We start from the raw sequence: 23,661 nt of genomic DNA on the forward strand, positions 1-23,661 counted from the left end.
CCGAGACAGCCTCGGCCTTGACGCGGCGGCCGGTTTCCGCGATACGGCGCCGCTCCGAACCACTCCGTCCCCGGCTTGCCGGCGCCCTTCGCCGGCGCACTTGCCTGGGCGTTCATTGGGATACGCTCTCATGGCCCGCCGCTGCGCAGTCACCGGCAAGGGCGTGCTGACCGGCAACAACGTCAGCCACGCCAACAACAAGACCCGTCGCCGCTACCTGCCCAACCTGCAGGAGACGTCGTTCTTCTCCGATATCCTGGGCGCGCCGGTGCGGATGCGCCTGTCGGTGAACGGCATCCGCACGGTGGAGCACAATGGCGGGCTGGACAGCTTCCTGCTCGGCACGCCGGACCGCCGCCTGCCGCAGGAGGCGCTGGTGCTGAAGCGCCGGCTTGAGAAGGCGCAGGCCCGCAAGGCCGCCGCCTGAGCCTGAAGCGCCGGGGTTGTCACCCCGGCCTGACAGCCGAAGAGACACGCTGCAACCGGGTCGGACATCGTCCGGCCCGGTTTTCGCGTTCTCCTCCGTCACGCGGACGTGACACGAACCCGTGATTCTCTTTCCAATCCTGTCGGCGGATCCGGCCCGTTAACCGGTCATAAACCATCCCACGAGAGGATGGGGGACATGGAGATGAACGCCATGTCCCTCGCAGCCATTGCGGTCGCCATGATGGCGATCCTCGCTGCCCTGCATCTGCTGCGGGACCGCACCGCCTGGCGGGAGAAGGCCGGGCAGGCCGAGCAGCTTGCCGCCACGCGCGCCCGGTCCATGTCCCTCGCCGCACAGGAGATGCGGGGGATCGCCGCCGCGATGGGTGGACTCGGCCGCGTCGATCCCTGCCGCGCCATGTCCTGGCTGCCGGCCGATGGCCCCGCGCAGCAGATCCTGCGCCTGGCGGACGACCTCGCCGAGATCGCCGCCGGCGCGCCGCAGCACGCGATCCATGCCGCGCCAGCACCGCTTGGCCCGATGGTGGATGCCGCGCTCACCACGGTCAGTGCGCAGATCCGCCCGGGCATCCGCCACTGGCAGGTGGACCCGGCGCTGCGCCGGCTGGTGGTGAATGCCGATCGCCGCGCGCTGCAGGGCGCGCTGACCGCCCTGCTGCGCCGCGCCGCCAGCCATTCCCGCGACGGCGACGTGGTGGCGCTGCATTGGGTGGTGGCCAGCGAGACCGTCTCCATCGTGGTGGAGGATGAGGGCGACGGGCTGGCCGCCATGGACCTCTTGCCCGAATCGCCCTTCGCCCCCGCGGGCACGCGGGGGCTGGACCTCGGGCTGAGCCTGGCGCGCTCCCTCGCCGCGGCGCATGGCGGCGACATCCGGCTGGAATCGGCGCCCGGCATCGGCGCCCGCGCCTGGCTGACCCTGCCGCGGGATCGGCTGCTGGAAGCGGCCTGAACGCGGCGGGCGGGAGTTCAGCCCTCCCGACCGACATGGAGGAGGACCGGCGGTTCGGCCGCGCGCTTCTCCACCACCACCAGCGCGGTGTGGAAATGCACCGCCGCGGCACCGGCCGCGGCATGCTCCCGCCCCTCGCGCGCGGCCTCGTGCCAGAAGGGCAGGTTCAGCTCGTCCACCAGGCCCTTCAGGAACTCGACATAGGTGCCGGCCTGGCGCAGCCCGCCGCCGAACTCATCCTCCCAGTAGGAGGTGCAGAGGTCCTCGCAGGCATAGAGGCCGCCATTGCTGATCGCCGGGAACAGCGCGCGGAAGGTGGTGAGCTGGTGCGCGAAATGGTGGTTGCCGTCGTCGATGACGATGTCGAAGGGCCCGTGCCGGCGCGCGAGCTCCGCGAGGAAGGCGGGATCGCCCTGGTCGCCGATCTCGATGGCGGTGTTGCGGGCAGCGAAGGCGCGCAACTCGGGCCGCACATCCACGCCGACGATCCGGGCGCGCCGGCCGAAATAGCGGCGCCAGAGCTGCAGCGACCCGCCATAGCCGAGCCCGATCTCCAGCAGCGTGATCGGCCGGCCACGGAAGCGGCGGAAGTATCCCTCGTAGATCGGGTAGAAGTGGCGCCACTTGAACACGCGCGGGCCGCGATGGAGCGCCACGAGACGCTCCATCCGAGTCCGGGCCGACCACAGCATCGCGAGACGCCCGCGCGGCGTGAGCCCCATCTCCAGCGTGCCGCGCAGGGACACGGCCGGCGGCGCCGGGCCGAGGGCGCTGTCCGATCCGGGCATGGGTCCTCCTGGCTCTGGCCGCGCGAAAGGGGGCCCAGCCTGCCATGCGTCGTCGCGCCGCGCCAAACGCCCCCGGTCACGGCGCCGCGCCGCGGGCGGCGCTCACTCCGCCAGTTCGAAGAACAGCATCAGGCTGCGCTGGAAGCGGCTCTGGTTGTCGTCGGAGACCATGCCGACGAGCATGCGGCCGGCGTGCCGCACCGCCGCGATGCCCTCGTAATTGTCCATCGGCAGCGGCGGCTCGATCCGCAGGATCTCCGTCCCCTCCAGCACCATCCCCGGCTGCGCCGCGGCGATGCGCGCCCGGTCGAGCCGCACCACACGCCCCCAGAAGCCGCCGATCCAGGAGAAGGCGCGTTCCAGCACCAGCACGTCGCCGCCGGGCAATGGCGTGGCGTCCACGGGGTGCATCCGGTCGCCGGTGCGCCAGCCGAGGCGCATCCAGGCGCCGGGACGGCCGAGCCAGGCCGTGGTGGCGCCGGGCGCCTCGGGCAAGGGCAGGTCCTCCGCCATGGCGAGCCAGCGCCCATCCTCCAGCACAGCCAGCGTCTCCAGCCCGGCATTGGCCGGCGCCTGCGCCAGGCCCGGGGGCGGCGCGATGTAGCGCGCGGGGCCGTCCAGCGCCTGGTAGCGGGCGATGCGGGGCCAGCGCTCGAAGCCGACCAGCCAGGCACCATCCGGCAGCCGCGCCAGCGATTCGGCGTCGCGGTAATGGCCGCGCGGCAGCGGACGCCCGGCGGGATCGCGCAGCGGGCCGGAACGGCGCAGCGCCAGGCCGGTGGGCCGAAGCTCCGGCCCGAGAGTCAGCGCAAATTCCGCGAAGCGCCCGAGATCGCTGATCGTGGTGACCGTCAGGTCGGGCGCGATATGCAGCCCCGACAGCCCGCCGAAGCCGAGCATGGCCCGGTCGATCTCGAAGCCGCCAAGCGGCCGCAGCAGCGGCCAGTCCGGCAGCGGCGACAGGGCGAAGGGCGTGGCGAGCGCGGCCCGCGCCGCACTTGGCAGCAACGCGCCAAAGGCGGCCGCCAGGATCCCGCGCCGCTTCAGCCCTCCCCCGCTGTGCGGGGGAGGGTTGGGTGGGGGCACGACCGACCTCAGGTGATCAGGCGATGGCGGGCGCGCGCTCCGCCGCGGCCCGTTGCCAGGCCATCGCGGCGTCCTCGTCGAACAGCTCCGCGAGCTTCTTCATCATGGTGCCGCCGAGCTCCTCGGCGTCCACGATCGTCACCGCGCGGCGGTAGTAGCGCGTGACGTCATGGCCGATGCCAATGGCGATCAGCTCCACCAGTTCCCGCCCCTCGATGTCGGTGATCACCTTGCGCAGGTGCCGCTCGAGGTAGTTGCCGGGGTTCACGGAGAGCGTGCTGTCATCCACCGGCGCGCCGTCGCTGATCACCATCAGGATGCGGCGATGCTCGGTGCGGGCCAGCAGGCGCTTGTAGGCCCATTCCAGCGCCTCGCCGTCGATGTTCTCCTTCAGCAGCCCCTCGCGCAGCATCAGCCCGAGATTCCGGCGCGCGCGGCGCCAGGGCTGGTCGGCGCCCTTGTAGACCACATGGCGCAAATCGTTCAGGCGGCCGGGATTGCGCGGCTTGCCTTCCTGCACCCAGCGCTCGCGCGACTGGCCGCCCTTCCAGGCGCGGGTGGTGAAGCCCAGGATTTCCACCTTCACGCCGCAGCGTTCCAGCGTGCGGGCCAGGATGTCGGAACACATCGCCGCCACGGTGATCGGCCGTCCGCGCATCGAGCCGGAATTGTCGATCAGCAGCGTCACCACGGTATCGCGGAAATCCGCCTCGCGCTCGCGCTTGTAGCTCAGCGAGTGCATGGGGTTCGCGACGACGCGGGCCAGCCGCGCGACGTCGAGCAGCCCCTCCTCCAGGTCGAATTCCCAGGCGCGCTGCTGCTGCGCGAGCAGGCGGCGCTGCAGCCGGTTCGCCAGCTTCGACACGACGCCCTGCAGATGCGACAGCTGCTGGTCGAGCTGCTGGCGCAGCCGCCCGAGCTCGTCCGCGTCGCAGAGATCCTCGGCCTCGACGATCTCGTCGAAGCTGCGCGTGAAGGCCTTGTAGGCGGAGGGATCGTCCACCTGCGGCACCTCGCGCCGCTGGGTCGGGCCGCCGGGGCGATCGTCGCCCTCGGCGGCGGCGCCTTCCTCCTCGCCTTCCTCGGTCTCGTCCTCGGCGGCGTCGCCCTGCATCGTCTCGGGCTGGGCGCCGAGCATGCTCTCGGTGTCCTGGGCCTGCGCCTCGCCCTCGCCGGACTGGTCCTGCTGCGGGCTGGTCTCGCCGCCCTCGCCTTCCTCCTCGTCCTGCTCGCTCTCCGCCTCCACCTCGGCCTCGGCCAGGTCGAGGGCGGCGAGTAGTTTCCGCGCGGAACGCGCATAGGCGTCCTGGTCGCCGGCGTTGTTCGCCATCTCCGCCAGCGCCGCATCGGCCTTGTCGCCGAGCGTGTCGCGCCAGAGATCCAGCACGCGCTGCGCCGCCGCCGGCGCCGTCTCGCCCGAAAGCTTCTCGCGCGCGAGCAGGCCAAGGGCAGCGGCCATGGGCAGCTGGTCCTTGCGCGTCATGCGGTCATAGCCCTCGGCCTCGCACTGGTCGGCCAGGCGCGCGCGCAGATTGGCGGCGACGCCGGACATGTGCTGGCTGCCGATCACCTCGACGCGCACATCCTCCAGCGCGTCATAGACCTCGCGCGCCTCGCGCCGGGACGGCACGCGGGCGGCATGCACGCCCTCGTCGTGGTGGCGGAGCTTGAGCGCGATGGAATCGGCGGCGCCGCGCAGCTTCGCCATCTCGCCGGGCGGCAGGGCGCGCGTGGGAAGCGGCAGGCGCGCGCGCTTGCCGGCCAGGCCCGAGGGGCCGGGCTGGAACGCCACCTGCACCTCCGGCACCTGCGCGATGGCGCGCAGCACGCCGGCGGTGGCGCGCTTGAATTCTTCCTGGCGTGTCTGGTCCTTGGAGGTATTGGACATCGTCGCCCCGGTCTGGACGCCGTGGAGGGTGCGCGGCCCCCACCCCGACCCTCCCCCGCAGGCGGGGGAGGGAGAAACCCGTCAGCCCGCCTTGCGCAGCAGCAGGCCGGTGGGCAGTTCCTCGTTGAAGCAGCGCTGGTAGTACTCGGCCACCGTGGACCGCTCGGCCTCGTCGCACTTGTTGAGGAAGGTCAGGCGGAAGGCGAAGCCGATATCGCCGAAGATCTTCGCGTTCTCGGCCCAGGTGATGACCGTGCGCGGCGACATGACGGTGGAGATGTCGCCGGCGATGAAGCCGGCGCGGGTCAGGTCGGCCAGCGCCACCATCGCTTCCACCTGGCGCTTCTGCTTGGCGTCCTTCTCGTCCATGCCGAGCTTGGCCATGACGATCGCCGTCTCCTGCGCATGCGGCAGGTAGTTCAGCGTCGCGACGATGTTCCAGCGGTCCATCTGGCCCTGGTTGATCTGCTGCGTGCCGTGATAGAGGCCCGTCGTGTCGCCGAGGCCCACGGTGTTCGCCGTGGCGAAGAGGCGGAACTGGCTGTGCGGCCGGATCACCTTGTTCTGGTCGAGCAGCGTCAGCTTGCCCTCGACCTCCAGCACGCGCTGGATCACGAACATCACGTCAGGCCGGCCGGCATCGTATTCGTCGAAGACCAGCGCGCAGGGGTGCTGCAGCGCCCAGGGAAGAATCCCTTCGCGGAACTCCGTCACCTGCTTGCCGTCCTTCAGGACGATCGCGTCCTTGCCGATCAGGTCGATGCGGCTGATGTGGCTGTCGAGGTTGACGCGGATGCAGGGCCAGTTCAGCCGCGCGGCCACCTGCTCGATATGCGTGGACTTGCCGGTGCCGTGGTAGCCCTGGATCATCACGCGACGGTTGAAGGCGAAGCCCGCCAGGATGGCCAGCGTCGTCTCCCGGTCGAAGCGGTAGGAGGCGTCCACCTCCGGCACATGCTCGGTGCGGACGGAATAGGCCGGCACGACCATGTCGCTGTCGATGCCGAAGGCCTCGCGCACCTTGACCTGCGTGTCCGGCATGTCGATCGCGGTGGTGGTCCGGTTCTCGGCGAGGGCGACCTTGGTCATGTGGCGGTCCGGCTGTGGCAAGAGGGGCGCAATCTAGGGCGGGCGGGCGGCAGAGGCTACCCGTCGCGCGGTGGAAGCTGGTCTGCTGGCGATGGGCGGCAGGCCCTATCCCGCCGGGGCGGCCGCGGCGGCTTCCGCCGGCCGGGCGGGCACGCGGCGCCGCAACAGGCTGTAGGCCCGGTTGATGTCCTTCAGCCGCTCCTCCGCCTGGCGGTCGCCGCCATTCGCGTCGGGGTGGTAGCGCTTGGCCAGCTCCTTGTAGCGCGTGCGCAGCGCGGCGGCATCGAGCGGCCAGGCAAGCCCCAGAACGTCCAACGCGGCGCGCAGTTCGGCCGGCGGCTCGTCCCGCCTCGGAACCCGGTCGCGCTTGGCCTTGTGCAGCGGCGTGTCGCGCAGGATGCCGAGCGGGTCGCGCAGATACTCGCTCTCGAAGGGGTTGAAGCCGCCGAGCCGGCCGAGCGGCCAGGTCGGCCGCTGCCAGCCGGAATCGGATCGCAGCTCGGCCTCGATCTCGGTCGGCCCCATGCCTTTGTAGTAGTCCCAGGCCCGGTTGTATTCGCGCACATGGTCCAGGCAGAACCAGCGATACTGGTTGAGATGCGCGCGGTCCTTGGGGGCGCGGAACTCGCCCGCGTTGGAACAGCCGGCATGCTCGCAGGAGCGCACCGGCGCCTCCGGCTGGTCGGCCAGCCCCAGTTGGATCCGCTCGCTCCTGCGTGCCATCGCGTGTTTATGGGCGTGGCCCCGAGGGCGCGCAAGGCGTTGCGGGCGCGTGTGTTTCATGCATGCGGAGCCGGTGCAAAGCGCGCGTGAAAGGCGCATATGAAGGGGGTCATGACCCGCCGCGCCGACCGCATCGCCGCCGCCCTTCGCGCCGCCTTCCCGACTGCCGAGGTGGCGGTGGCCGATGACAGCCACCGCCATGCCGGCCATGCCGGGGCGCGACCGGAAGGCGAGACGCATTACAGCGTGCGCGTCGTCTCCCCGGCCTTCGCGGGGATGAACCGCGTCGCGCGGTCCCGCGCCGTGCATGCCGCGCTCACCGCGGAGTTCGAGGGCGGCATGCACGCGCTTGCGCTGACGCTGAGGACGCCGGAGGAAGCGGCGGGCGCCTGAACGGCGCCTACTCTTCCGCCACTTCCTCGTGGCGCCGCACCACCTCGCTCCCCTCGGCATAGGCGTAGCAGGAATTGAGCGGCAGCACGCGGCGCGCGGGCGGCGGGGTCTCGCCACGGGCGATGGCGGCCTCGCGCACTTCCCGCGCCTTGCGCCAACGCATGGGGCCGATTGTCTGGAAGGCGACGGTCGCCATCTGCGCCAGCACCTCACGCAGATGGGTGCAGCCCAGCGCGCCGCCCACGCGCTCCTTCACGGCGCGGTTGAAGCCGGGGCCGATGGTCACCCCGGCGAGGCGCGCGAAATTGGGCGCGGCCTGCGGGCAGATGGCATAGGGCGTGAAGTCCGAGACCGCCTCGCAGGCATGGATCACCATGTCCTCGCCGACCGTCAGGCGCAGCCACATGCCGTGCAGCTTCTCGCCGGCCTTCACCTGGCCACGATCGACATTGTCGAAGGCGTAGGTCTTGGTGTCCTCGAGCCAGGCCTCGATGTCGTAGAGCCCGTCGTCGCGCTGATAGCCATGCATGTCGATGAGGCGGCGATGCAGCGCCTGGCGCGGCGCGGGGGCGGACAGCGGCATGAAAAATCCCGGGGAGGATGCGGCGCGGCCGCTGGCTATGGCATGGCCACGGCGTCGAGGCCAGCTACAGGCTCAGCTTGTAGCCTTCATGCGTCGCGCGGAAACCGAGGCGATCGTAGAAGCGCTGCGCGTCGCCGCGGGACTTGCTGGTGGTGAGTTGCACCATGCGGCAGCCGCGCGCGCGGCACTGCGCCACCGCCCATTCGATCATCGCCGCGCCCAGCCCGCTGCCGCGGCGGCGCGCGGCGATGCGCACGCCCTCGATCTGGCCGCGCCAGGCGCCAGTATGGGACAGGCCCGGGATGAAGCTGACCTGCAGCGTGCCGACCACGCCCTCGGCGTCCTCGGCGACGGCGAGAAGCTGGTTGGCATCCGCATCGATGGCCGCGAAGGCCGCGCGATAGGCCGCCGCAAGCGGCATGCCCGGCGCTTCCCGCTCCCGGCCCAACGGGTCGTCGGCCAGCATCTCCACGATGGCCGGCAGGTCGTCCTCGGTCGCGGCGCGGAAGGCGATGCCCTGCATCGGGGACCCGGCCGTCGCTTCCTGGCTAGACCAGGAAGATCCACATCAGAACGAGCACCAGCACCGTCGCGCCGATCGCCCAGGACGTCGCGGTCATGAAGCTTTCGTAGAAGGAGCGGCGCTCGGCGATGATGTCGTCCGACCGCACGGTGACCAGTTCCATCGTCGTCGGGCCATGGTGGTCGGCCATCATTCTTCCCCGTCAGGCTCAGAGTCCGGCGCCGCTTGTACGGAGCGCGGCGTGGCCCGGCAAGGGGTTGGCCAGCGCGCCGGCCGCCTGGTCCGCCGCGATGCGGGTCGCGGCGCCCTCCAGCCGCACCCGGCCGGACGCCAGCCAGGCGAGCGCGGCAGGGTAGAGCCGGTGCTCCTGCGCCAGCACGCGGGCGGCGAGTTCGGATTCGGTGTCGCCATCCAGCACCGGCACCGCGGCCTGGGCCAGGATCGGCCCGTCATCCACACCCGGCCGCACCAGATGCACGGTGCAGCCATGCAGCTTCACCCCGGCGGCCAGGGCGCGGGCATGGGTGTCGAGCCCCGGGAAGGCCGGCAGCAGGGAGGGATGGATGTTCACCAGCCGGTCCTGCCAGCGCGTGACGAAGCCTTCGGTCAGCACGCGCATGAAACCCGCGAGCGCGACGAGTTCGATGCCGTGGCCGTGCAGTTCGGCCTCCATGGCGCGCTCGAAGGCGTCGCGGTCGCGGCGGAAGACGCGGCTTTCGACCACCGCGGTCGGGACGCCCGCCGCGCGGGCGCGCTCCAGCCCGGCGGCGTCCTCGCGGTTCGACAGGACCAGCGCGATCTCGGCGGGGTAGGCCGGGTCGGCGGCGGCCTCCAGCAGGGCGGCCATGTTGCTGCCGCGGCCCGAGATCAGGACCGCCGTGCGCACGCGTCGGAGCGGCTGGGGCATCAGCCGGGCCAGCCGGGACGCAGTGCGTCCACGCGGATGCCGGCCGGGCCTTCGGCCGCTTCCAGCACGCCGATGCGCCGCGCCGCCTCGCCCTGCGCGGCGAACAGCGCGATGGCCTCCTCCGCCTGCTCCGGCGCGACCACCACGACCATGCCGACCCCGCAATTGAACACCCGCAGCATCTCCTCCGGCGCGATCCCGCCGGCGCGGGCGAGCCAGGCGAAGACCGGCGGCACCGGCCAGGCGGCGGCATCCAGCACCGCCAGCACGCCCTTCGGCAGCACGCGGGGCAGGTTGCCGGGCAGGCCGCCGCCGGTGATGTGCGCCGCCGCCTTCACCAGCCCGGCGCGATGCGCCGCGAGCAGCGGCTTCACATAGATGCGCGTCGGCGCCAGCAGCGCCTCCGCCACGCTGCCCCCGCCGAAGGGGGCAGGCGCCGCCAGCGTCAGGTTGGTCGCGGCCAGCACCCGGCGCACCAGCGAGAAGCCGTTGGAATGCACGCCGGAGCTGGCGAGGCCGAGCAGCACGTCGCCGGGCCCGACATCGCCACGGGGCAGCAGCGTCCCGCGCTCCGCCGCGCCCACCGAGAAGCCCGCCAGGTCGTAGTCGCCGCCCTTGTAGAGGCCCGGCATCTCCGCGGTCTCGCCGCCCACCAGGGCGCAGCCGGCGATCCGGCAGCCCTCGGCGATGCCGGCGATCACCTGGCTGGCCTGCGCCACCTCCAGCCGGCCGGTGGCGAAGTAGTCCAGGAAGAACAGCGGCTCCGCGCCCTGCACCACCAGGTCGTTGACGCACATCGCCACCAGGTCCTGCCCGACGGTGCCGTGGATCCCTGAGTCGATGGCGAGCTTCAGCTTGGTGCCGACCCCGTCGGTCGAGGAGACCAGCACCGGATCGGCGAATCCGGCCGCCTTCAGGTCGAACAGCGCGCCGAAGCCGCCGAGCCCGCCCATGGTGCCGCTGCGGTCGGTGGCGCGGGCCAGCGGCTTGATCGCCTCGACCAGCGCGTCGCCCGCTTCGATGTCCACCCCGGCGTCGCGGTAGGTCAGGCTGGTCATGGCGGCCCTCGATCGGCTATGCGCTGCGGGTCGGGACAGGGATGGCAGGATGCCGGTCGGCCAGGACCGCACGCAGCACGGCACCGGGACAGGCGGCAGACAGGCCGCCCGCGCGGCGGCCGGTAACAACCACGGCGGCGGCCGGCGCGCAATCGCGGCGCTGCTGCTTCTGCTTGGCCTCGGTTTCGCTTCGCCGGCGCTCGCCCAGGCGACGCCCGAGGGCAATCCGCTGGTGCAGCGCGACGTGCCGGCGGAAGCCACGGCGGAGAATGCCGTGGTCGCGCGGGATCGCGCCCTCGCCTCCGGCCAGCGCATCGCCTATGGCCGCATGGCGGCGCAGCTCGGCCTGCCCACCGGCCTCTCGGACCAGCAGATCGAGGGCATGGTCGCCTCTCTGGTGATCGAGAGCGAGCGAATCACGCCGCGCGGCTACAGCGCGCGCATCACGGTGAATTTCCGCCAGCCGAACCGGGCCGAGGCCGCGGCCGCGGCCGAACCCGGCGGCGGCGGCGCGGCCGCGCCGGCGGCGTCGGGCCCGCCCATCGCCTCGGTCGAGGCCACCGCGCTCTATCGCTCCTTCCCCGAATACATCGAGATCAGCCGGCGCCTGAGCCGGTCGCCGACCGTGGCGCGGGTGGAGGTGCTCAGCGTCTCCGGCGACATGGCGCGGCTCAGGCTCGGCCTGCGCAACCTGCCGCCGCAGGCCGCCGAGGAACTCGCCGGCGCCGGTTTGCAGGTGGCCCCTGCCCTGCCGGCGGCCGGGGCTGCCGCGCCGGCCCAGGGGGCGCCGGGCGGCGGGGGCTGGCGCCTCGGCCTTGCCGGCGGGCGCTGATCCCCAGGCGCCGGATGGGCCGGGCAATGCGCCCGAGGGCGCCCATGATGCGCTCGTCTTCACCCTGCCCAACGCCATCACCTTCGCCCGGCTCTGTGCCGTGCCGGCGACGATCTGGCTCGTGCTGCAGCATCGGCTGGACCTGGCCTTCTGGATGTTCCTGGCGGCCGGCATCTCGGACGGGGTGGATGGCTGGCTTGCGCGGGTGCGCAACGCGCGCTCGCGCCTCGGCGCGATCCTCGACCCGCTCGCGGACAAGGCGCTGCTGGTCTCGATCTATGTCACGCTGGCCGCGATCGGCGTGCTGCCGGACTGGCTCGCCATCCTTGTCGTCTTCCGCGACCTCGTGATCGTCGGCGGGGTCATCGTCCTCTACCTCGCCGGCCAACCGCCGGCGATCCAGCCCATCCTGCTGTCCAAGGCGAACACAGCGCTGCAGATCGGCCTGGCCGCGCTGGCGCTGATGGTCGCCGGATTCGGCCTGCCGGGGGAGAAGCTGGTGGCGGCGCTGGTCTGGCTGGTGGCGGCCAGCACCTTCGCCTCCGGCGCCGTCTATGTCTGGCGCACCGCGAGGCGCACCCGATGAAGCCGGAGGAGCCGCGGCCGCCGGCGCCGGCGCCGGCCCCGCGCGGCGTCGCCGTGACGTCGCCGCGCGCGCCCACCTGGCCGCCCCAGCCGGGACCGCGCACCGCCACGCGGTCGCAGCGGCTGGGGCTGGTGTTCGGCGTGCTGGCCGCGCTGCTGTTCGCGCTGTGGCTGTTCTCCGCGATCCTGACGCCCTTCGTCCTGGCCTTCTGCATCGCCTATTTCCTGGACCCGCCAGTCACGAAGATGCGCCAGTTCGGCGTTCCGCGCGGGCTGGCCGCCTTCCTGCTGGTGCTGGGCCTCGCCGCCTTCGGCCTGCTGGCGATGCTGCTGCTGTATCCGCTGCTGGTCGCGCAGATCGGCGTGCTGATCACCCGCCTGCCAGCCTATGTCACGGGCATCAGCACGCTGGTGCAGCAGGCGCTGGAGCGCGCGCAGGAAGCCTTCGGGCCGGAGGTGGTGGACGCGCAGCTGCGCGACCTGGCGGTGCGCCAGGCCGGTGCGATGGTGACCTTCCTCGGCACCGCGGTGGGCCGGCTGATCGGCGGCGGCGTCGCGCTGTTCAACGTGTTCACCCTGGTGGTGGTGACGCCGATCGTCGCCTTCTACCTGCTGCGCGACTGGCCGCGCATCCTCGCGCGGGTGGACAGCTGGCTGCCGCGGCGTTCGGCGCACACGCTGCGGCAGCTGGCGCGCGACACAGACCGGGTGCTGGCCGCGTGGCTGCGCGGGCAGCTTCTGTGCTGCGGCATCCTCGGCATCTATTACGCGGCCGGGCTGCAACTGGTGGGGCTGGAGCTCGGGCTGATCGTCGGGCTGATGGCCGGCGCGCTCTCCTTCATCCCTTATGTCGGGTCGCTGACCGGCTTCGTCGTCGCGGTGCTGCTGGCGGCGGCGCAGTTCGCCACCTGGCACGGCGTGGGGCTGGTGGTGGCGGTCTTCGTCACCGGCCAGATCCTGGAAGGCTATGTGATCTACCCCCGCCTGCTGGGCGACCGGGTGGAGTTGCACGCGGTGTGGGTGATCTTCGCGCTGTTCGCGGGCGGCGTGGCCTTCGGCTTCCTGGGCGTGCTGCTGGCGGTGCCCATCGCCGCGGCGCTTGGCGTGGTCGCGCGCTACTGGCTGCGGCGCTACCTGGAGAGCCCGCTGTATCTGGACCCGCCGCGCACGGGGTCTTGATGCGGGGGACGTGCCCGCCGGCACGGTGCCCGGCGGGGCAGCGAATTCGCTTCGCAAGCCAGGCGGGATCGGCCCTAGGATGGCAGGGCCGCCGCCCAGCCCCGGAGGGGTCGCCATGCGCTTCCGACTGCTTCTGATCCTGCCGATCCTGGCGGCCTGCGCCGGGTCGGAGCCGATGCGCTGGCCACCACCTGAGGCGACGCTGCCCGCCTCCCTGGCGCCGGCTGCGACGGGGCGCGATCCGATCATGGTTGTGGGGCAGAGCGCGGGTGCCTTCTTCCGCGCCCGCCCGGCGAACCAGCCGGCCGCCGCGGCCCGCGCCTTCGCCGAGCTGGAATGGCTGGCGACGGCGGTGCCGAACGCCCAGCAATGGCAGTCGCTCGGCGGGCCCGGTCTGCTGCAGCTCTCCGTTGCCCGCAACGAGGCCCGCACGGCGCTGGGCATCCCGCTCGATGCGCCGGCGCAGCCGGTGATCGACGGCCTTGCGTCCGCCGCGCAGGCGCTGGAGGCGAATGACCGCGCGGCGCTGGACCGCGCCTTGCCCGGGGAGATCTTCACGGCCGGCCCGGCCGAGACGGTGCAGCGCCTGAGCGCGCCGCCGCGCGTGCCGAGCGCCCTGGCGGCGGCGGACAGCCTGAACGCGGAGCGCATCCGCGGCAGCGTCCGCTGAAGCCGGCCGGGTCGCGTTGCGCCCGCTGTCGTACGAAGTATGTCGCGCTGAACGCCGGGGCGGACCGGGGCGGCATCGACGCTGGCGACATCGCTATGGTCGGCACCGCATCGAGCGCGAACGTGAAAGGCGCCTCGCATGACAGCCGCGCCGTCAACATTCTCGAATTCAACTTCCCGACCAACGACGACCCCGAGCCCGGCCGCCATCGCGCCGTCGCCCGCCCTGCGCTATGCCGGGCGGGTGAGCGCGTCGGATCCGCCCCGCCAATTGCCGCTGCCTCTCCAGGTCGCGCCCTCCTCCTCGCGCGCCGACCTGGTGTCCGACACCTCCAACGCCGCGGCGCTCGCCTGGCTCGACCGCCCGCGCGACTGGCCGAACCACCGCCTCGCCCTGTTCGGCCCGGCCGGCACCGGCAAGTCGCACATGCTCCGCGCCGCCGCGGCGGAGCATGGCTGGCGGCTGCTGCAAGGCGCAGAACTGTCGAATGACCTCGCCCTCGCCCCCGCACCGGGCACCGTGCTGGACGCGGCCGACGCTGCGCCGGAGGCCGCGCTGTTCCATCTCATCAACCGCAGCGCGGAAGCCGGCGCGCCGCTGCTGCTCGCCGCCCGCGAAGCCCCGGCGCGCTGGCCCGTCGCCCTGCCCGATCTCGCCTCCCGCCTGCGCGCGACCCTCGCGGTGGGCATCGCCGCGCCGACCGAAGCCCTGCTGGCGGCGCTGCTGACCAAGCACCTGGCTGACCGGCAGCTTCGCGTCGGCCCTGAGGTCCAGACCTTCCTCCTGGCACGCCTGCCGCGCGAGGCCGCCGCCATCGCCGCCGCCATCGCCGCGCTGGACGCGGCCGCGCTGGCGACGGGTGGCGCCGTCACCCGCCCCCTCGCGCGCACCGTGCTCGCCCGGCTGTTCGGGGATCATGACGGTTCGGTTGCGCAAGCGTCTGGTGCCTCGCCGCCGGAGGCCGGGCTGGGCTAGGCTTCGCCCATGGACACGCTGGCGCCCGACCTCGCCGCGCGGATCGGCCCCGCCGACAGCGCGCGCTTCATCAACCGGGAGCTTTCCTGGCTCGCCTTCAACACCCGCGTGCTGGAGGAAGCGGCCAATCCGCGCCACCCGCTGCTGGAACGGCTGCGCTTCGTCGCGATCTCCGCCTCCAACCTCGACGAGTTCTACTCCGTGCGCGTCGCCGGGCTGATCGGGCAGGAACGCGCGGGCATCGCCACCGCCTCCTCCGACGGGCTGACGCCGGCGCAGGCGCTGGTCGCGATCCATGCCCGCGCGCAGGACCTGATCGTCGGCCAGCAGCAGGCCTGGCGCGAATTGCGCGAATTGCTCGGGGAGGCTGGCGTGGTGGTCAGCGAGCCCGGCACGCTGACCGCCACCGACCGCGCCTGGCTCGAAGGCTACTTCATGGAGCGGATCTTCCCGGTGCTTACGCCGCTCGCGGTGGACCCGGCGCATCCCTTCCCCTTCATCGCCAACCTTGCCCTCTGCATGGTGCTGAAGCTGGTGCGGCTGGAGGATGGCGGCACGATGCGCGCGCTGCTGCCGCTGCCGCCGCAGGTGGAGCGCTTCATCCGCCTGCCCGGGGAGCCCGCGGTGAAGGGCGACCGCATGACGATCCGCTTCGTCATGCTGGAGGACCTGATCGGCCTGTTCCTCGACCGCCTCTTCCCCGGCTTCCTGCCGGCGGAAAGCGGCCTGTTCCGCCTGATCCGCGACACCGACGTGGAGTTCGAGGAAGAGGCCGAGGACCTCGTCCGCAGCTACGAGACCGCGCTGAAGCGCCGCCGCCGCGGCCGCGTGATCCTGCTGACCGTCGATGGCCGCATGCCGCCGGACATGCTGGACCTGGTTGTGGAGGAGCTGGATGCCGATCCGCAGGGCGTGCTGAAGATGGAAGGCGTGCTGGGCGTGGCGGATCTGCGCCAGCTCATCGTGGACGACCGGCCGGACCTGCTCTTCACGCCCTACACGCCCCGCTTCCCGGAGCGCATCCTGGATTTCGGCGGCGACTGCTTCGCGGCCATCGCGGCGAAGGACATCGTCGTCCACCACCCCTATGAATCCTTCGACGTCGTCGTGCAGTTCCTGCGCCAGGCGGCGCGCGACCCGAATGTCGTCGCGATCAAGCAGACGCTCTATCGCACCACGCGCGACAGCCCCATCGTCAAGGCGTTGATCGAGGCGGCCGAATCCGGCAAGTCCGTCACCGGCATCATCGAGATCAAGGCGCGCTTCGACGAGGAGCGGAACATCGCGCTGGCGCGCGAGCTGGAAGCCGCCGGCGTGCAGGTGGTCTACGGCTTCGTCGAGCTGAAGACCCACGCCAAGGTCTCGCTGGTGGTGCGGCGTGAGCGCGAGGGGCTGAAATCCTACGCGCATTTCGGCACCGGCAACTACCACCCGGTCACCGCGCGCATCTACACCGACCTGAGCTTCTTCACCGCCGATCCCGCGCTGACCCGCGACGCCCAGAAGCTGTTCAACTACATGACCGGCTATGCGCGGCCCGAAACGATGGAGGCGCTGGCCTTCGCGCCGCTGACCATCCGCCCTGCCCTGCTCAGCCTGATCGAGCGCGAGATCGCCTTCGCGCAGGAAGGCAAGCCGGCGACGATCTGGCTGAAGATGAACTCCCTGGTTGACGAGGCGCTGATCGACGCGCTCTACCGCGCGAGCGGGGCGGGCGTGCGCGTGGATTGCGTGGTGCGCGGCATCTGCTGCCTGCGCCCGGGCGTGCCGGGGCTGTCGGAAAACATCCGCGTGAAATCCATCGTCGGGCGCTTCCTGGAGCACAGCCGCATCTATGTCTTCGGCAACGGCCAGAAGCTGCCTTCCCGCCGGGCGCGCGTGTTCATCTCCTCGGCCGACTGGATGGCCCGCAACATGGACTGGCGCGTGGAGACGATGGTGCCGATCGAGAACCCCACCGTGCACACGCAGATCCTCGACCAGGTGATGGTGGTGAACCTGCAGGACACGATGCAGAGCTGGGAACTCGGCGCCGATGCGGGCTATCGGCGGATGCCGCCGGGCGACAAGCCGGTTTCCGCGCATGAGTATTTCATGACCAACCCGTCGCTGTCCGGTCGCGGCAGCGCGCTGCGTCCCCGCCCCGTGCGCGCGGCGCGGCATGCGGGCGGCCTGCACCCGACGCGGCGCGGGCGCCAGGACCGAGTGTCGCAGGACTGACGCGCCGCATGGACAGCTTCACCCTCACGCCGCCGCGCCTCGACCGGCGGCGCCGGGATCGGCCGCGGCGCTTCGGCGTGGTGGATCTCGGCTCCAACTCCGTGCGCCTGGTCGTCTTCGAAGGCGTCTCCCGCAACCCGCTGACCATCTTCAACGAGAAGGCGGTGCTCGGCCTCGGTCGCGGCCTGCAGCAGACCGGCAGGCTGAACGAGGCCGCGATCGACCCGGCCATCACCGTGCTGGCGCGCTACGCCGCCGTCGCCGCCGCGATGGAGGCCGATCCGGTCGAGATCCTCGCCACCGCCGCCGCGCGCGATGCCGAGAACGGCCTGGACTTCATCGATGCGATCCGCGCGCGGCTGCCGGACATTCCGATCCATGTCCTCTCCGGCAGCGAGGAAGGCGCGCTCTCGGCCGATGGCGTGCTGCTCGGCTTCGCCGGCGCCGATGGCGTACTCGGCGATCTCGGCGGCGGCTCGCTCGAACTGGTGGAGCTCGATCGCGGGCAGCGCGGCCAGGTCGCCTCCCTGCCGCTCGGCGCGATCCGGCTGGCCGACCGCTCCGGCGGCGACGTGGTGAAGGCGCGCGCCATCGCGCAGGCGGACCTCGCGCGCGTGCCCTGGCTGAAGCGTGGCGAAGGGCGCGACCTCTATCTCGTCGGCGGCGCCTGGCGGGCGCTGGCGCGCATGCACATCATGCAGACCAACTACCCGCTCTCCATCGTGCATCACTACGTCATCCCGCGGGAGGAGGCACGCGACCTTGCGGGCGTGGTCGCGCAGGCCAGCCGCAAGGCGCTGGAGAAGATGCCCGGCGCGCCGGCGCGGCGCCTGCAGGACATGCCTTTCGCCGCGGTCGTGCTACGCCGCCTGCTGCGCGCCACCGGCGCGTCCCGCGTCGTGTTCAGCGCCAATGGCCTGCGAGAGGGCTGGTACTCTCGCCTGCTGCCACCCGCGATCAGGCAGGAGGATCCGCTGCTTGCCGCCGGCCGCGACCTGGCCGACCGCTTCGGTCGCGACACCGACCTTGCTCCCGCGCTGTTCGCCTGGACCGATCCGCTGTTCGAGGAGGAGACGCCGGAGGCGCGCCTGTTGCGCCAGGCCGCCTGCTGGATCGCCGATATCGGCAGCCACGACCATCCGGACTACCGCAGCGAACACGCCTTCTACCGCGTGCTGCGCCAGCCCGGGGTCGGCGTGGATCACCCCCAGCGCGCCTTCCTCGCGCTCGTCGCGGCGCTGCGCTACGAGGCCGGCGGCGACGCGCCCTTCCTGGCGCCTTCCCGCGCGCTGCTGGATGCGGCGGCCATCAAGCGCGCCGAGATCCTGGGCGCCGCGTTGCGCCTGGCTTTCACCCTGTCGGGCGGCACGCCAGCGCTGCTGCGCGGCACGGAGCTGCGGCGCGTCGGCGCGGAGCTTCGCCTCGGCCTGCGCGAGGGCACCGGCGTCTTCGCCGGCGAGAGCGTGCAACGCCGGCTGGACGCGCTGGCGGCAGCGGCCGGCATGACCGCGACGGTGGAGGTGATCCGCGGCTGACCGCGCGGCGCGCGAGAGCGTGAGCGGCCGCGGGCTGCAGGACGGCTTGAGCGGCGGCCGCGCGCATGCAACCCAGGATCCTTCCGCGGGCGGGAGGACAGGATGCAACGCAGGCACTTGATGCAGGGAGTGGCCGCGGCGGGCATCGCGGTGCAGGCGCAGGCCGCGGCGGCGCAGGGCGCGATGCCCGCCCCCGAGGGGCTCGAGGATCAGCTGCGCTCGCATCTCGCCGCCGGCGGCGTGCCGGCGCTCGCCGCCGCGGTGGTGCAGGCGGGGCGGATCGTCGCCCTGGGCGCCATCGGCACGCGCCGCGCGGGCACCGACATCCCCGTCGCGCGCGACGATCGCTGGCATATCGGATCGGACACCAAGGCCATGACCGCCACCATCGCCGCGACGATGGTCGAGGCCGGGCTGCTGACCTGGGAGACCACCATCGGCCAGGTCTTTCCGGACATCGTCGCGGTCAACGCGCCGCTTGCGCAGGTGCAGCTCGTGCAACTGCTGTCGCACACCTCCGGCCTCGCGCCCGACGACCAGGCCTGGCTCGACATGGTGATCGGCGCCTATGGGGCGGGCGGCGACGACGTGCTGAACCTCGACGAGATGCGGCTCTGGCTGCTCCGCCGCTACGCACCGCGCCCGCTCGCCGCGGCGCCGGGCTCGCGCTGGGCCTATGCCAACATGAACTACGTCATCGCCGGCAGCATGATGGAGCATCGCGCCCGCTCCACCTGGGAGGAGATGATGGTCCAGCGCATCTTCGCCCCGCTGGGCCTCACCACCGCCGGGCTCGGCCCGCAGGCGCGGCGCGGCTTCGTCGATGCGCCGCTGGCGCATGCGGAGAACCCCGACGGCACGCTGAAGCCCATCCTGGCCGGGCCGAATGGCGATGTCCCTGCGGTGGTCGGGCCGGCCGGCGCCGCGCATCTGTCCATCCTGGACTTCGCCGCATGGGCCGGCTGGAACGCCGGCGAGGGCCGCCGCGGCCCGGCGCTGGTGAAGCCGGAGACACTGAAGCTGCTGCACACCGCCCGCGCGACGATCCCGCCCCGCCCCGGTGCCGCGCCGGGCACGCCGGATGGCGGCGGGTCCTATTGCCTTGGCTGGGGCATCCTGGGCATGCCGTTCTCGACCGAGCCTTTCGTGACCCACACCGGGTCCAACACGATGAACCTGGCCATGGTGTTCCTGCAGCCGCGCCTCGACTTCGCGATGGTGATGGCGACCAATGCGGGGACGAAGAAGGCCGACACAATGCTGCGCGGGGTGGCGGAGGCGCTGTACACCCAGTTCGGGCCGGCGAAGCGGGGGTGACGCCCGGGGCTCCGCCCCTTGGGGCGGAGCGGACCCGCCTGCAAGGTCAGACCTTCTCGTTGCGTTCCGGTTCGCCGCGGTGCGCGCCGATGCGGTCGAGCACGCCCAGCAGCACGGCGCCGACGAGGAAGACGAGATGGATCACGATGCGCCACAGGATCGTCCTGTCGTCCTGGTGGTCGGCGCGAAGGAAGATCTGCAGCAGGTGGATCGAGGAGATCGCGACCATCGCCGTGGCGATCTTGATCTTGAGGTTGCCGTGGTCCGTCCGTGAAACCCAGCGCAGCTCCCGCTGATCCGCCTCACGCTGAAGCCGGTCCACCAGGCTGTCATAGGAGGCGAGCGCGACCATGAGCACCAGCGCCGCGACCAGTGCGGCGTCCACCAGGTGCAGCAGCTCGATCAGCATCTCCGTCTCGGACCTCTCCCAGAGGCCGGTCGTCATGTCCCACAGCTTCGCAGCGAACCGCAGCGCAAAGAGGGCGAGCCCCCAGAGCAGGCCGAGGAAGAACACGGCGAGCAGAAAGCGGCCGGCAAGCAGCAGCTGTGCGAGTTTCGCGAGCATCATGTTCGCTCAACGCAGCCACGGGCCGCTGGGTCGCGCGGAGATCGAGCGGGCGGCACGCCCTGGCGAGCAGGCCCCTACCCCGCCGCGATCAGCTTCACCCGCTTGCCGTCCACCCCCAGGGCCATGCGGCCTTCCTTCAGGGCCAGGGCGGACTCGCCGAACACCTCGCGCCGCCAGCCATGCAGGGCCGCCACATCCTCCTCCCCGCCGGCGAGGCGCTCCAGGTCCTCGCTGCTCGCCAGCAGCTTCGGCGCGACGTGATGCGCCTCGCTCTGCGCGGCCAGCAGCACCTTCAGCAGCAGCACCAATGCGGGGGAGGCGGCGGGGCCGGCACGCTCGCGGGGTACCTCCGGCAGCGCGTCCTCCGACAATTCCCTGGCCTCGGCGAGCGCCGCGAGCAGGGAGGCGCCGGTCTTGCCCTTGGCGAAGCCCTCCGAAATGCCCCGGGCGCGGCCCAGCTCGGCGGGATTGGCCGGGGCGGTGGCGGCGATCTCCAGCAGGGTCTCGTCCTTCACCAGCCGGCCGCGGGGGATGTTGACCCGCTGCGCCTCCCGCTCCCGCCAGGCGCAGGCGGCGCGGAGCATGCCGAGGAAGCGCCGGTTGTGGCTGCGCGGCCGCAGCCTTTCCCACTGCGTCTCCGGGTCCGGGCGGTAGGTGGCGGGGTCGGCGAGCGCCGCCATCTCCTCCGCCACCCAGGGGGTGCGGCCCTCCCGCTCCAGCCGGGCGGTCAGGCCGGTGTAGATCCGGCGCAGATGGGTCACATCCGCGGCGGCATAGGCGATCTGGGCGGGGGAGAGCGGCCGCGCCGTCCAGTCGGAGAATCGGTGCGCCTTGTCGATCTGCGCGCCTGCCAGCGACCGGGCCAGCGCGTCGTAGCTCACCTGGTCGCCGAAGCCCGCGACCATGGCGGCGATCTGGGTATCGTAGAGCGGGGTGGGAACGGCCCCGAATTTCAGCAGGAAAATCTCCACATCCTGCCGCGCCGCATGGAACACCTTCACCACCGCTTCATCGGCCAGCAGGGCACCCAGCGGGCCGAGGTCCAGCCCCGGCGCCAGCGCATCCACCACCGCCACCTCGGCCTCGCCGCCGAGTTGCACCACGCAGAGCTCGGGCCAATAGGTCCGCTCCCGCATGAACTCGGTGTCGACCGTGACGAAAGGCTCCTGCCGGAGCCGTTCGCACAGGGCGGCCAGGGTCGCGGTGTCGGTGACCAGGCTCGGAACAAGCTCGGCATATGCCGGCGGGCGGCGGCTCATGACCGGGGGTTTACGCCCCGGGGGGCGGGCCGGGAAGCCGCGCGGCTTGACTTCCCGCACGGGCTGGTGCGGTTTCCGCCGATATTCCAGGCACCCCGGACCGATCCATGCACGCCTACCGCACCCATACCTGCGGCGCGCTCCGCGCCGCCGATGCCGGCCAGACCGCCCGGCTTTCCGGCTGGGTGCACCGCAAGCGCGACCATGGCGGGCTGCTCTTCATCGACCTGCGCGACCATTACGGCATCACGCAATGCGTGATCCCCTCGGGCTCCCCGGTGTTCGACGCGGCCGACCGGCTGCGCCCGGAAAGCGTGATCACCGTGACCGGCGAGGTCGTGCACCGCGAGCCGGGCACGGTGAACGAGAAGCTGCCCACCGGCGCGGTCGAGCTGCGGGTGAAGGAGCTGGTGCTGCAATCCGCGGCCGAAATCCTGCCCTTCCAGGTGGCGCAGGAGCAGGAGGCGCCGGAGGAGCTGCGCCTGCGCTACCGTTTCCTCGACCTGCGGCGGGAGCGACTTCAGCGCAACATGATCCTGCGCGCGCAGATCATCGACAGCATCCGCCGCCGCATGATCACGGCCGGCTTCAACGAGTTCCAGACCCCGATCCTGACCGTGAGCAGCCCGGAGGGCGCGCGCGACTTCCTGGTGCCGGCACGGCTGCATCCGGGCAAGTTCTATGCCCTGCCGCAGGCGCCGCAGCAGTACAAGCAGCTGACCATGGTCGCGGGCTTCGACCGCTACTTCCAGATCGCCCCCTGCTTCCGCGACGAGGCGGGCCGCGCCGACCGGACGCTGATGTTCTACCAGCTCGACGTCGAGATGAGCTTCGTCACCCAGGACGACGTGTTCCGCACGATGGAACCGGTGATCCGCGGCTGCTTCGAGGAATTCGCGGGCAGCCGCACGGTGGATGGCGCCGACGGCACCGCCTGGCGCCGCATCCCCTACGCGCAGGCGATGCTCGACTACGGCTCCGACAAGCCGGATCTGCGCAACCCGCTGGTGATCCGCGACGTGACGCAGCATTTCGCCGGCTCGGGCTTCGGGCTGTTCGCGAAGATCGCGGCCTCAGGCGGGGTAGTCCGCGCGATTCCGGCGCCGGGCGCCGGCGGCAACCCGCGCAGCTTCTTCGACAAGCTGAACGAATGGGCGCGCGAGCAGGGCGCCGGCGGCCTCGGCTATATTTCGCTGCGATCCGAGCCTGACGTCGCAGTCGCGCCCTATAGGAGCCTGCGCGAAGCATTTAAGGAATGGCAAAAGACAAACGTCGGTGGAACGGCGACAGAATACGTAGCCTTCCTGGCGGCGCGACCCGGACCTGACGAAGGCACTATCTCCGCAATTGCTTCGGGCCTGGGCCTGGGGCCGATCGCCAGGAATCTTGAACCGGAACGACTGCTTGCGCTCGCCCTTCAAGTGGACCTTGACGCAGGCGACGCCGTGTTCTTCGCCGCCGGCAAGGAGGCGGACGCCGCGAAATTCGCCGGCCAGACGCGCCTGCGCCTCGGCAACGAGCTCGGCCTGAGCGAGAAGGACGCCTTCCGCTTCTGCTGGATCACCGACTTCCCGTTCTACGAGCTGAACGAGGAGACGGGGCAGGTGGATTTCAGCCACAACCCCTTCTCGATGCCGCAGGGCGAGATGGAGGCGCTGGAGACCAAGGACCCGCTGACCATCCCGGCCTACCAGTACGACGTGGTCTGCAACGGCTACGAGATGGCCTCCGGCGCCATCCGCAACCACAAGGCCGAGATCATGGTGAAGGCCTTCGGCATCGCCGGCTACCCGCCCGAGGCGGTGGAGGAGCGCTTCGGCGGCATGCTGAACGCCTTCCGCTACGGCGCCCCGCCGCACGGTGGCATGGCCGCCGGCATCGACCGCATCGTGATGCTGCTGGCGGAGGAGCCGAACCTGCGCGAGGTGAACCTGTTCCCGATGAACCAGCAGGGTGAGGAGCTGATGATGGGCTCGCCCTCCACCGTCGAGCCGGCGCGGTTGAAGGAACTGTCGATCCGCATCGAACTTCCGCCCGCCAAGGGTGCCGCCGGCCCGAAGGCTCCCTAACTCTGGCCGCAA

Annotated in this window: 24 protein-coding genes; 12 read left to right on the forward strand and 12 right to left on the reverse strand. The window is 71.8% G+C overall.

Annotated elements, in window-relative coordinates:
* Positions 1–130 precede the first annotated feature (130 nt).
* Entirely contained in the window at positions 131–427 is a 297-nt protein-coding gene (gene rpmB, locus E4T13_RS20685) for a 50S ribosomal protein L28 (RefSeq protein WP_137180244.1), read from the forward strand.
* Between the two features lie 198 nt (positions 428–625).
* The gene (locus tag E4T13_RS20690; RefSeq protein WP_170985115.1) at positions 626–1,402 is read left to right on the forward strand and encodes a sensor histidine kinase KdpD; all 777 of its coding nucleotides are present in this window, start codon (positions 626–628) and stop codon (positions 1,400–1,402) included.
* A gap of 17 nt (positions 1,403–1,419) precedes the next feature.
* Here E4T13_RS20690 and E4T13_RS20695 read toward each other — a convergent pair whose 3' ends face one another.
* The 5 genes from E4T13_RS20695 to E4T13_RS20715 all read right to left on the reverse strand — a co-directional run bounded on the left by E4T13_RS20695 (position 1,420) and on the right by E4T13_RS20715 (position 6,976).
* Positions 1,420–2,190, reverse strand: coding sequence for a class I SAM-dependent methyltransferase (locus E4T13_RS20695; protein WP_137180246.1), 771 nt, complete (start codon positions 2,188–2,190; stop codon positions 1,420–1,422).
* A 102-nt stretch (positions 2,191–2,292) separates the two neighbouring features.
* Positions 2,293–3,198 (reverse strand): esterase-like activity of phytase family protein, encoded by a 906-nt coding sequence (locus E4T13_RS20700; RefSeq protein ID WP_137180247.1) that lies wholly within the window; start codon positions 3,196–3,198, stop codon positions 2,293–2,295.
* A gap of 94 nt (positions 3,199–3,292) precedes the next feature.
* Positions 3,293–5,164 carry a cobaltochelatase subunit CobT gene (gene cobT, locus E4T13_RS20705; RefSeq protein WP_137180248.1) on the reverse strand — a complete coding sequence of 624 codons (1,872 nt, stop codon included), beginning with the start codon at positions 5,162–5,164 and terminating at the stop codon, positions 3,293–3,295.
* 81 nt (positions 5,165–5,245) lie between these two features.
* The gene (gene cobS / locus E4T13_RS20710) at positions 5,246–6,253 is read right to left on the reverse strand and encodes a cobaltochelatase subunit CobS (protein ID WP_137180249.1); all 1,008 of its coding nucleotides are present in this window, start codon (positions 6,251–6,253) and stop codon (positions 5,246–5,248) included.
* A gap of 105 nt (positions 6,254–6,358) precedes the next feature.
* Positions 6,359–6,976, reverse strand: coding sequence for a J domain-containing protein (locus E4T13_RS20715; protein ID WP_137180250.1), 618 nt, complete (start codon positions 6,974–6,976; stop codon positions 6,359–6,361).
* 111 nt (positions 6,977–7,087) lie between these two features.
* Between E4T13_RS20715 and E4T13_RS20720 the strand changes: the two genes are divergently transcribed.
* Positions 7,088–7,369, forward strand: a complete 282-nt coding sequence (locus tag E4T13_RS20720) for a BolA family transcriptional regulator (protein ID WP_137180251.1) — start codon at positions 7,088–7,090, stop codon at positions 7,367–7,369.
* Positions 7,370–7,376: 7 nt separating this feature from the next.
* Here E4T13_RS20720 and E4T13_RS20725 read toward each other — a convergent pair whose 3' ends face one another.
* The 5 genes from E4T13_RS20725 to purM form a co-directional block, all read right to left on the reverse strand.
* On the reverse strand, positions 7,377–7,952 hold the full coding sequence (locus E4T13_RS20725; RefSeq protein ID WP_137180252.1) for a DUF2889 domain-containing protein: 576 nt from the start codon (positions 7,950–7,952) through the stop codon (positions 7,377–7,379).
* Positions 7,953–8,016: 64 nt separating this feature from the next.
* The gene (locus E4T13_RS20730) at positions 8,017–8,475 is read right to left on the reverse strand and encodes a GNAT family N-acetyltransferase (protein ID WP_137180253.1); all 459 of its coding nucleotides are present in this window, start codon (positions 8,473–8,475) and stop codon (positions 8,017–8,019) included.
* 25 nt (positions 8,476–8,500) lie between these two features.
* Positions 8,501–8,665 (reverse strand): aa3-type cytochrome c oxidase subunit IV, encoded by a 165-nt coding sequence (locus E4T13_RS20735; protein WP_170985116.1) that lies wholly within the window; start codon positions 8,663–8,665, stop codon positions 8,501–8,503.
* Between the two features lie 18 nt (positions 8,666–8,683).
* Positions 8,684–9,382, reverse strand: coding sequence for a phosphoribosylglycinamide formyltransferase (gene purN, locus E4T13_RS20740; RefSeq protein ID WP_137180255.1), 699 nt, complete (start codon positions 9,380–9,382; stop codon positions 8,684–8,686).
* Positions 9,382–10,440: a phosphoribosylformylglycinamidine cyclo-ligase gene (gene purM / locus E4T13_RS20745; protein ID WP_137180256.1), complete on the reverse strand. Its 1,059-nt coding sequence runs from the start codon at positions 10,438–10,440 to the stop codon at positions 9,382–9,384. The genes purN and purM overlap by 1 nt, the downstream gene beginning before the upstream one ends.
* 49 nt (positions 10,441–10,489) lie before the next feature.
* Between purM and E4T13_RS20750 the strand changes: the two genes are divergently transcribed.
* From E4T13_RS20750 to E4T13_RS20785, 8 genes are all read left to right on the forward strand, one after another.
* Positions 10,490–11,272, forward strand: a complete 783-nt coding sequence (locus E4T13_RS20750) for a hypothetical protein (RefSeq protein ID WP_137180257.1) — start codon at positions 10,490–10,492, stop codon at positions 11,270–11,272.
* Positions 11,256–11,858: a CDP-alcohol phosphatidyltransferase family protein gene (locus E4T13_RS20755; RefSeq protein WP_137180258.1), complete on the forward strand. Its 603-nt coding sequence runs from the start codon at positions 11,256–11,258 to the stop codon at positions 11,856–11,858. The genes E4T13_RS20750 and E4T13_RS20755 overlap by 17 nt, the downstream gene beginning before the upstream one ends.
* The gene (locus tag E4T13_RS20760) at positions 11,855–13,036 is read left to right on the forward strand and encodes an AI-2E family transporter (RefSeq protein WP_170985117.1); all 1,182 of its coding nucleotides are present in this window, start codon (positions 11,855–11,857) and stop codon (positions 13,034–13,036) included. The genes E4T13_RS20755 and E4T13_RS20760 overlap by 4 nt, the downstream gene beginning before the upstream one ends.
* A gap of 115 nt (positions 13,037–13,151) precedes the next feature.
* A complete protein-coding gene (locus tag E4T13_RS20765; protein WP_137180259.1) occupies positions 13,152–13,706 on the forward strand; it encodes a hypothetical protein in 555 nt (184 codons plus the stop codon).
* 270 nt (positions 13,707–13,976) lie between these two features.
* Complete coding sequence (locus E4T13_RS20770; RefSeq protein WP_170985118.1) at positions 13,977–14,681, forward strand: HdaA/DnaA family protein; 705 nt, start codon at positions 13,977–13,979, stop codon at positions 14,679–14,681.
* Positions 14,682–14,690: 9 nt separating this feature from the next.
* Positions 14,691–16,901 carry an RNA degradosome polyphosphate kinase gene (locus E4T13_RS20775; RefSeq protein ID WP_137180261.1) on the forward strand — a complete coding sequence of 737 codons (2,211 nt, stop codon included), beginning with the start codon at positions 14,691–14,693 and terminating at the stop codon, positions 16,899–16,901.
* A gap of 8 nt (positions 16,902–16,909) precedes the next feature.
* A complete protein-coding gene (locus tag E4T13_RS20780; protein WP_137180262.1) occupies positions 16,910–18,436 on the forward strand; it encodes a Ppx/GppA family phosphatase in 1,527 nt (508 codons plus the stop codon).
* Between the two features lie 102 nt (positions 18,437–18,538).
* Positions 18,539–19,753, forward strand: coding sequence for a serine hydrolase (locus E4T13_RS20785; protein ID WP_137180263.1), 1,215 nt, complete (start codon positions 18,539–18,541; stop codon positions 19,751–19,753).
* A 46-nt stretch (positions 19,754–19,799) separates the two neighbouring features.
* On the opposite strand, the gene E4T13_RS20790 is transcribed toward E4T13_RS20785, so the two are convergent.
* Together E4T13_RS20790 and rnd are read right to left on the reverse strand one after the other, a co-directional pair.
* Positions 19,800–20,321 (reverse strand): YqhA family protein, encoded by a 522-nt coding sequence (locus tag E4T13_RS20790; RefSeq protein WP_137180264.1) that lies wholly within the window; start codon positions 20,319–20,321, stop codon positions 19,800–19,802.
* Between the two features lie 74 nt (positions 20,322–20,395).
* Complete coding sequence (gene rnd / locus E4T13_RS20795) at positions 20,396–21,580, reverse strand: ribonuclease D (RefSeq protein ID WP_137180265.1); 1,185 nt, start codon at positions 21,578–21,580, stop codon at positions 20,396–20,398.
* 107 nt (positions 21,581–21,687) lie between these two features.
* Here rnd and aspS point away from each other — a divergent pair, with 107 nt between their 5' ends.
* Positions 21,688–23,649 (forward strand): aspartate--tRNA ligase, encoded by a 1,962-nt coding sequence (aspS, locus tag E4T13_RS20800; RefSeq protein WP_137180266.1) that lies wholly within the window; start codon positions 21,688–21,690, stop codon positions 23,647–23,649.
* The last annotated feature ends 12 nt before the right edge of the window (positions 23,650–23,661 follow it).

Source organism: Roseomonas sp. AR75, assembly GCF_005222815.1.
Taxonomy (GTDB): domain Bacteria; phylum Pseudomonadota; class Alphaproteobacteria; order Acetobacterales; family Acetobacteraceae; genus Falsiroseomonas.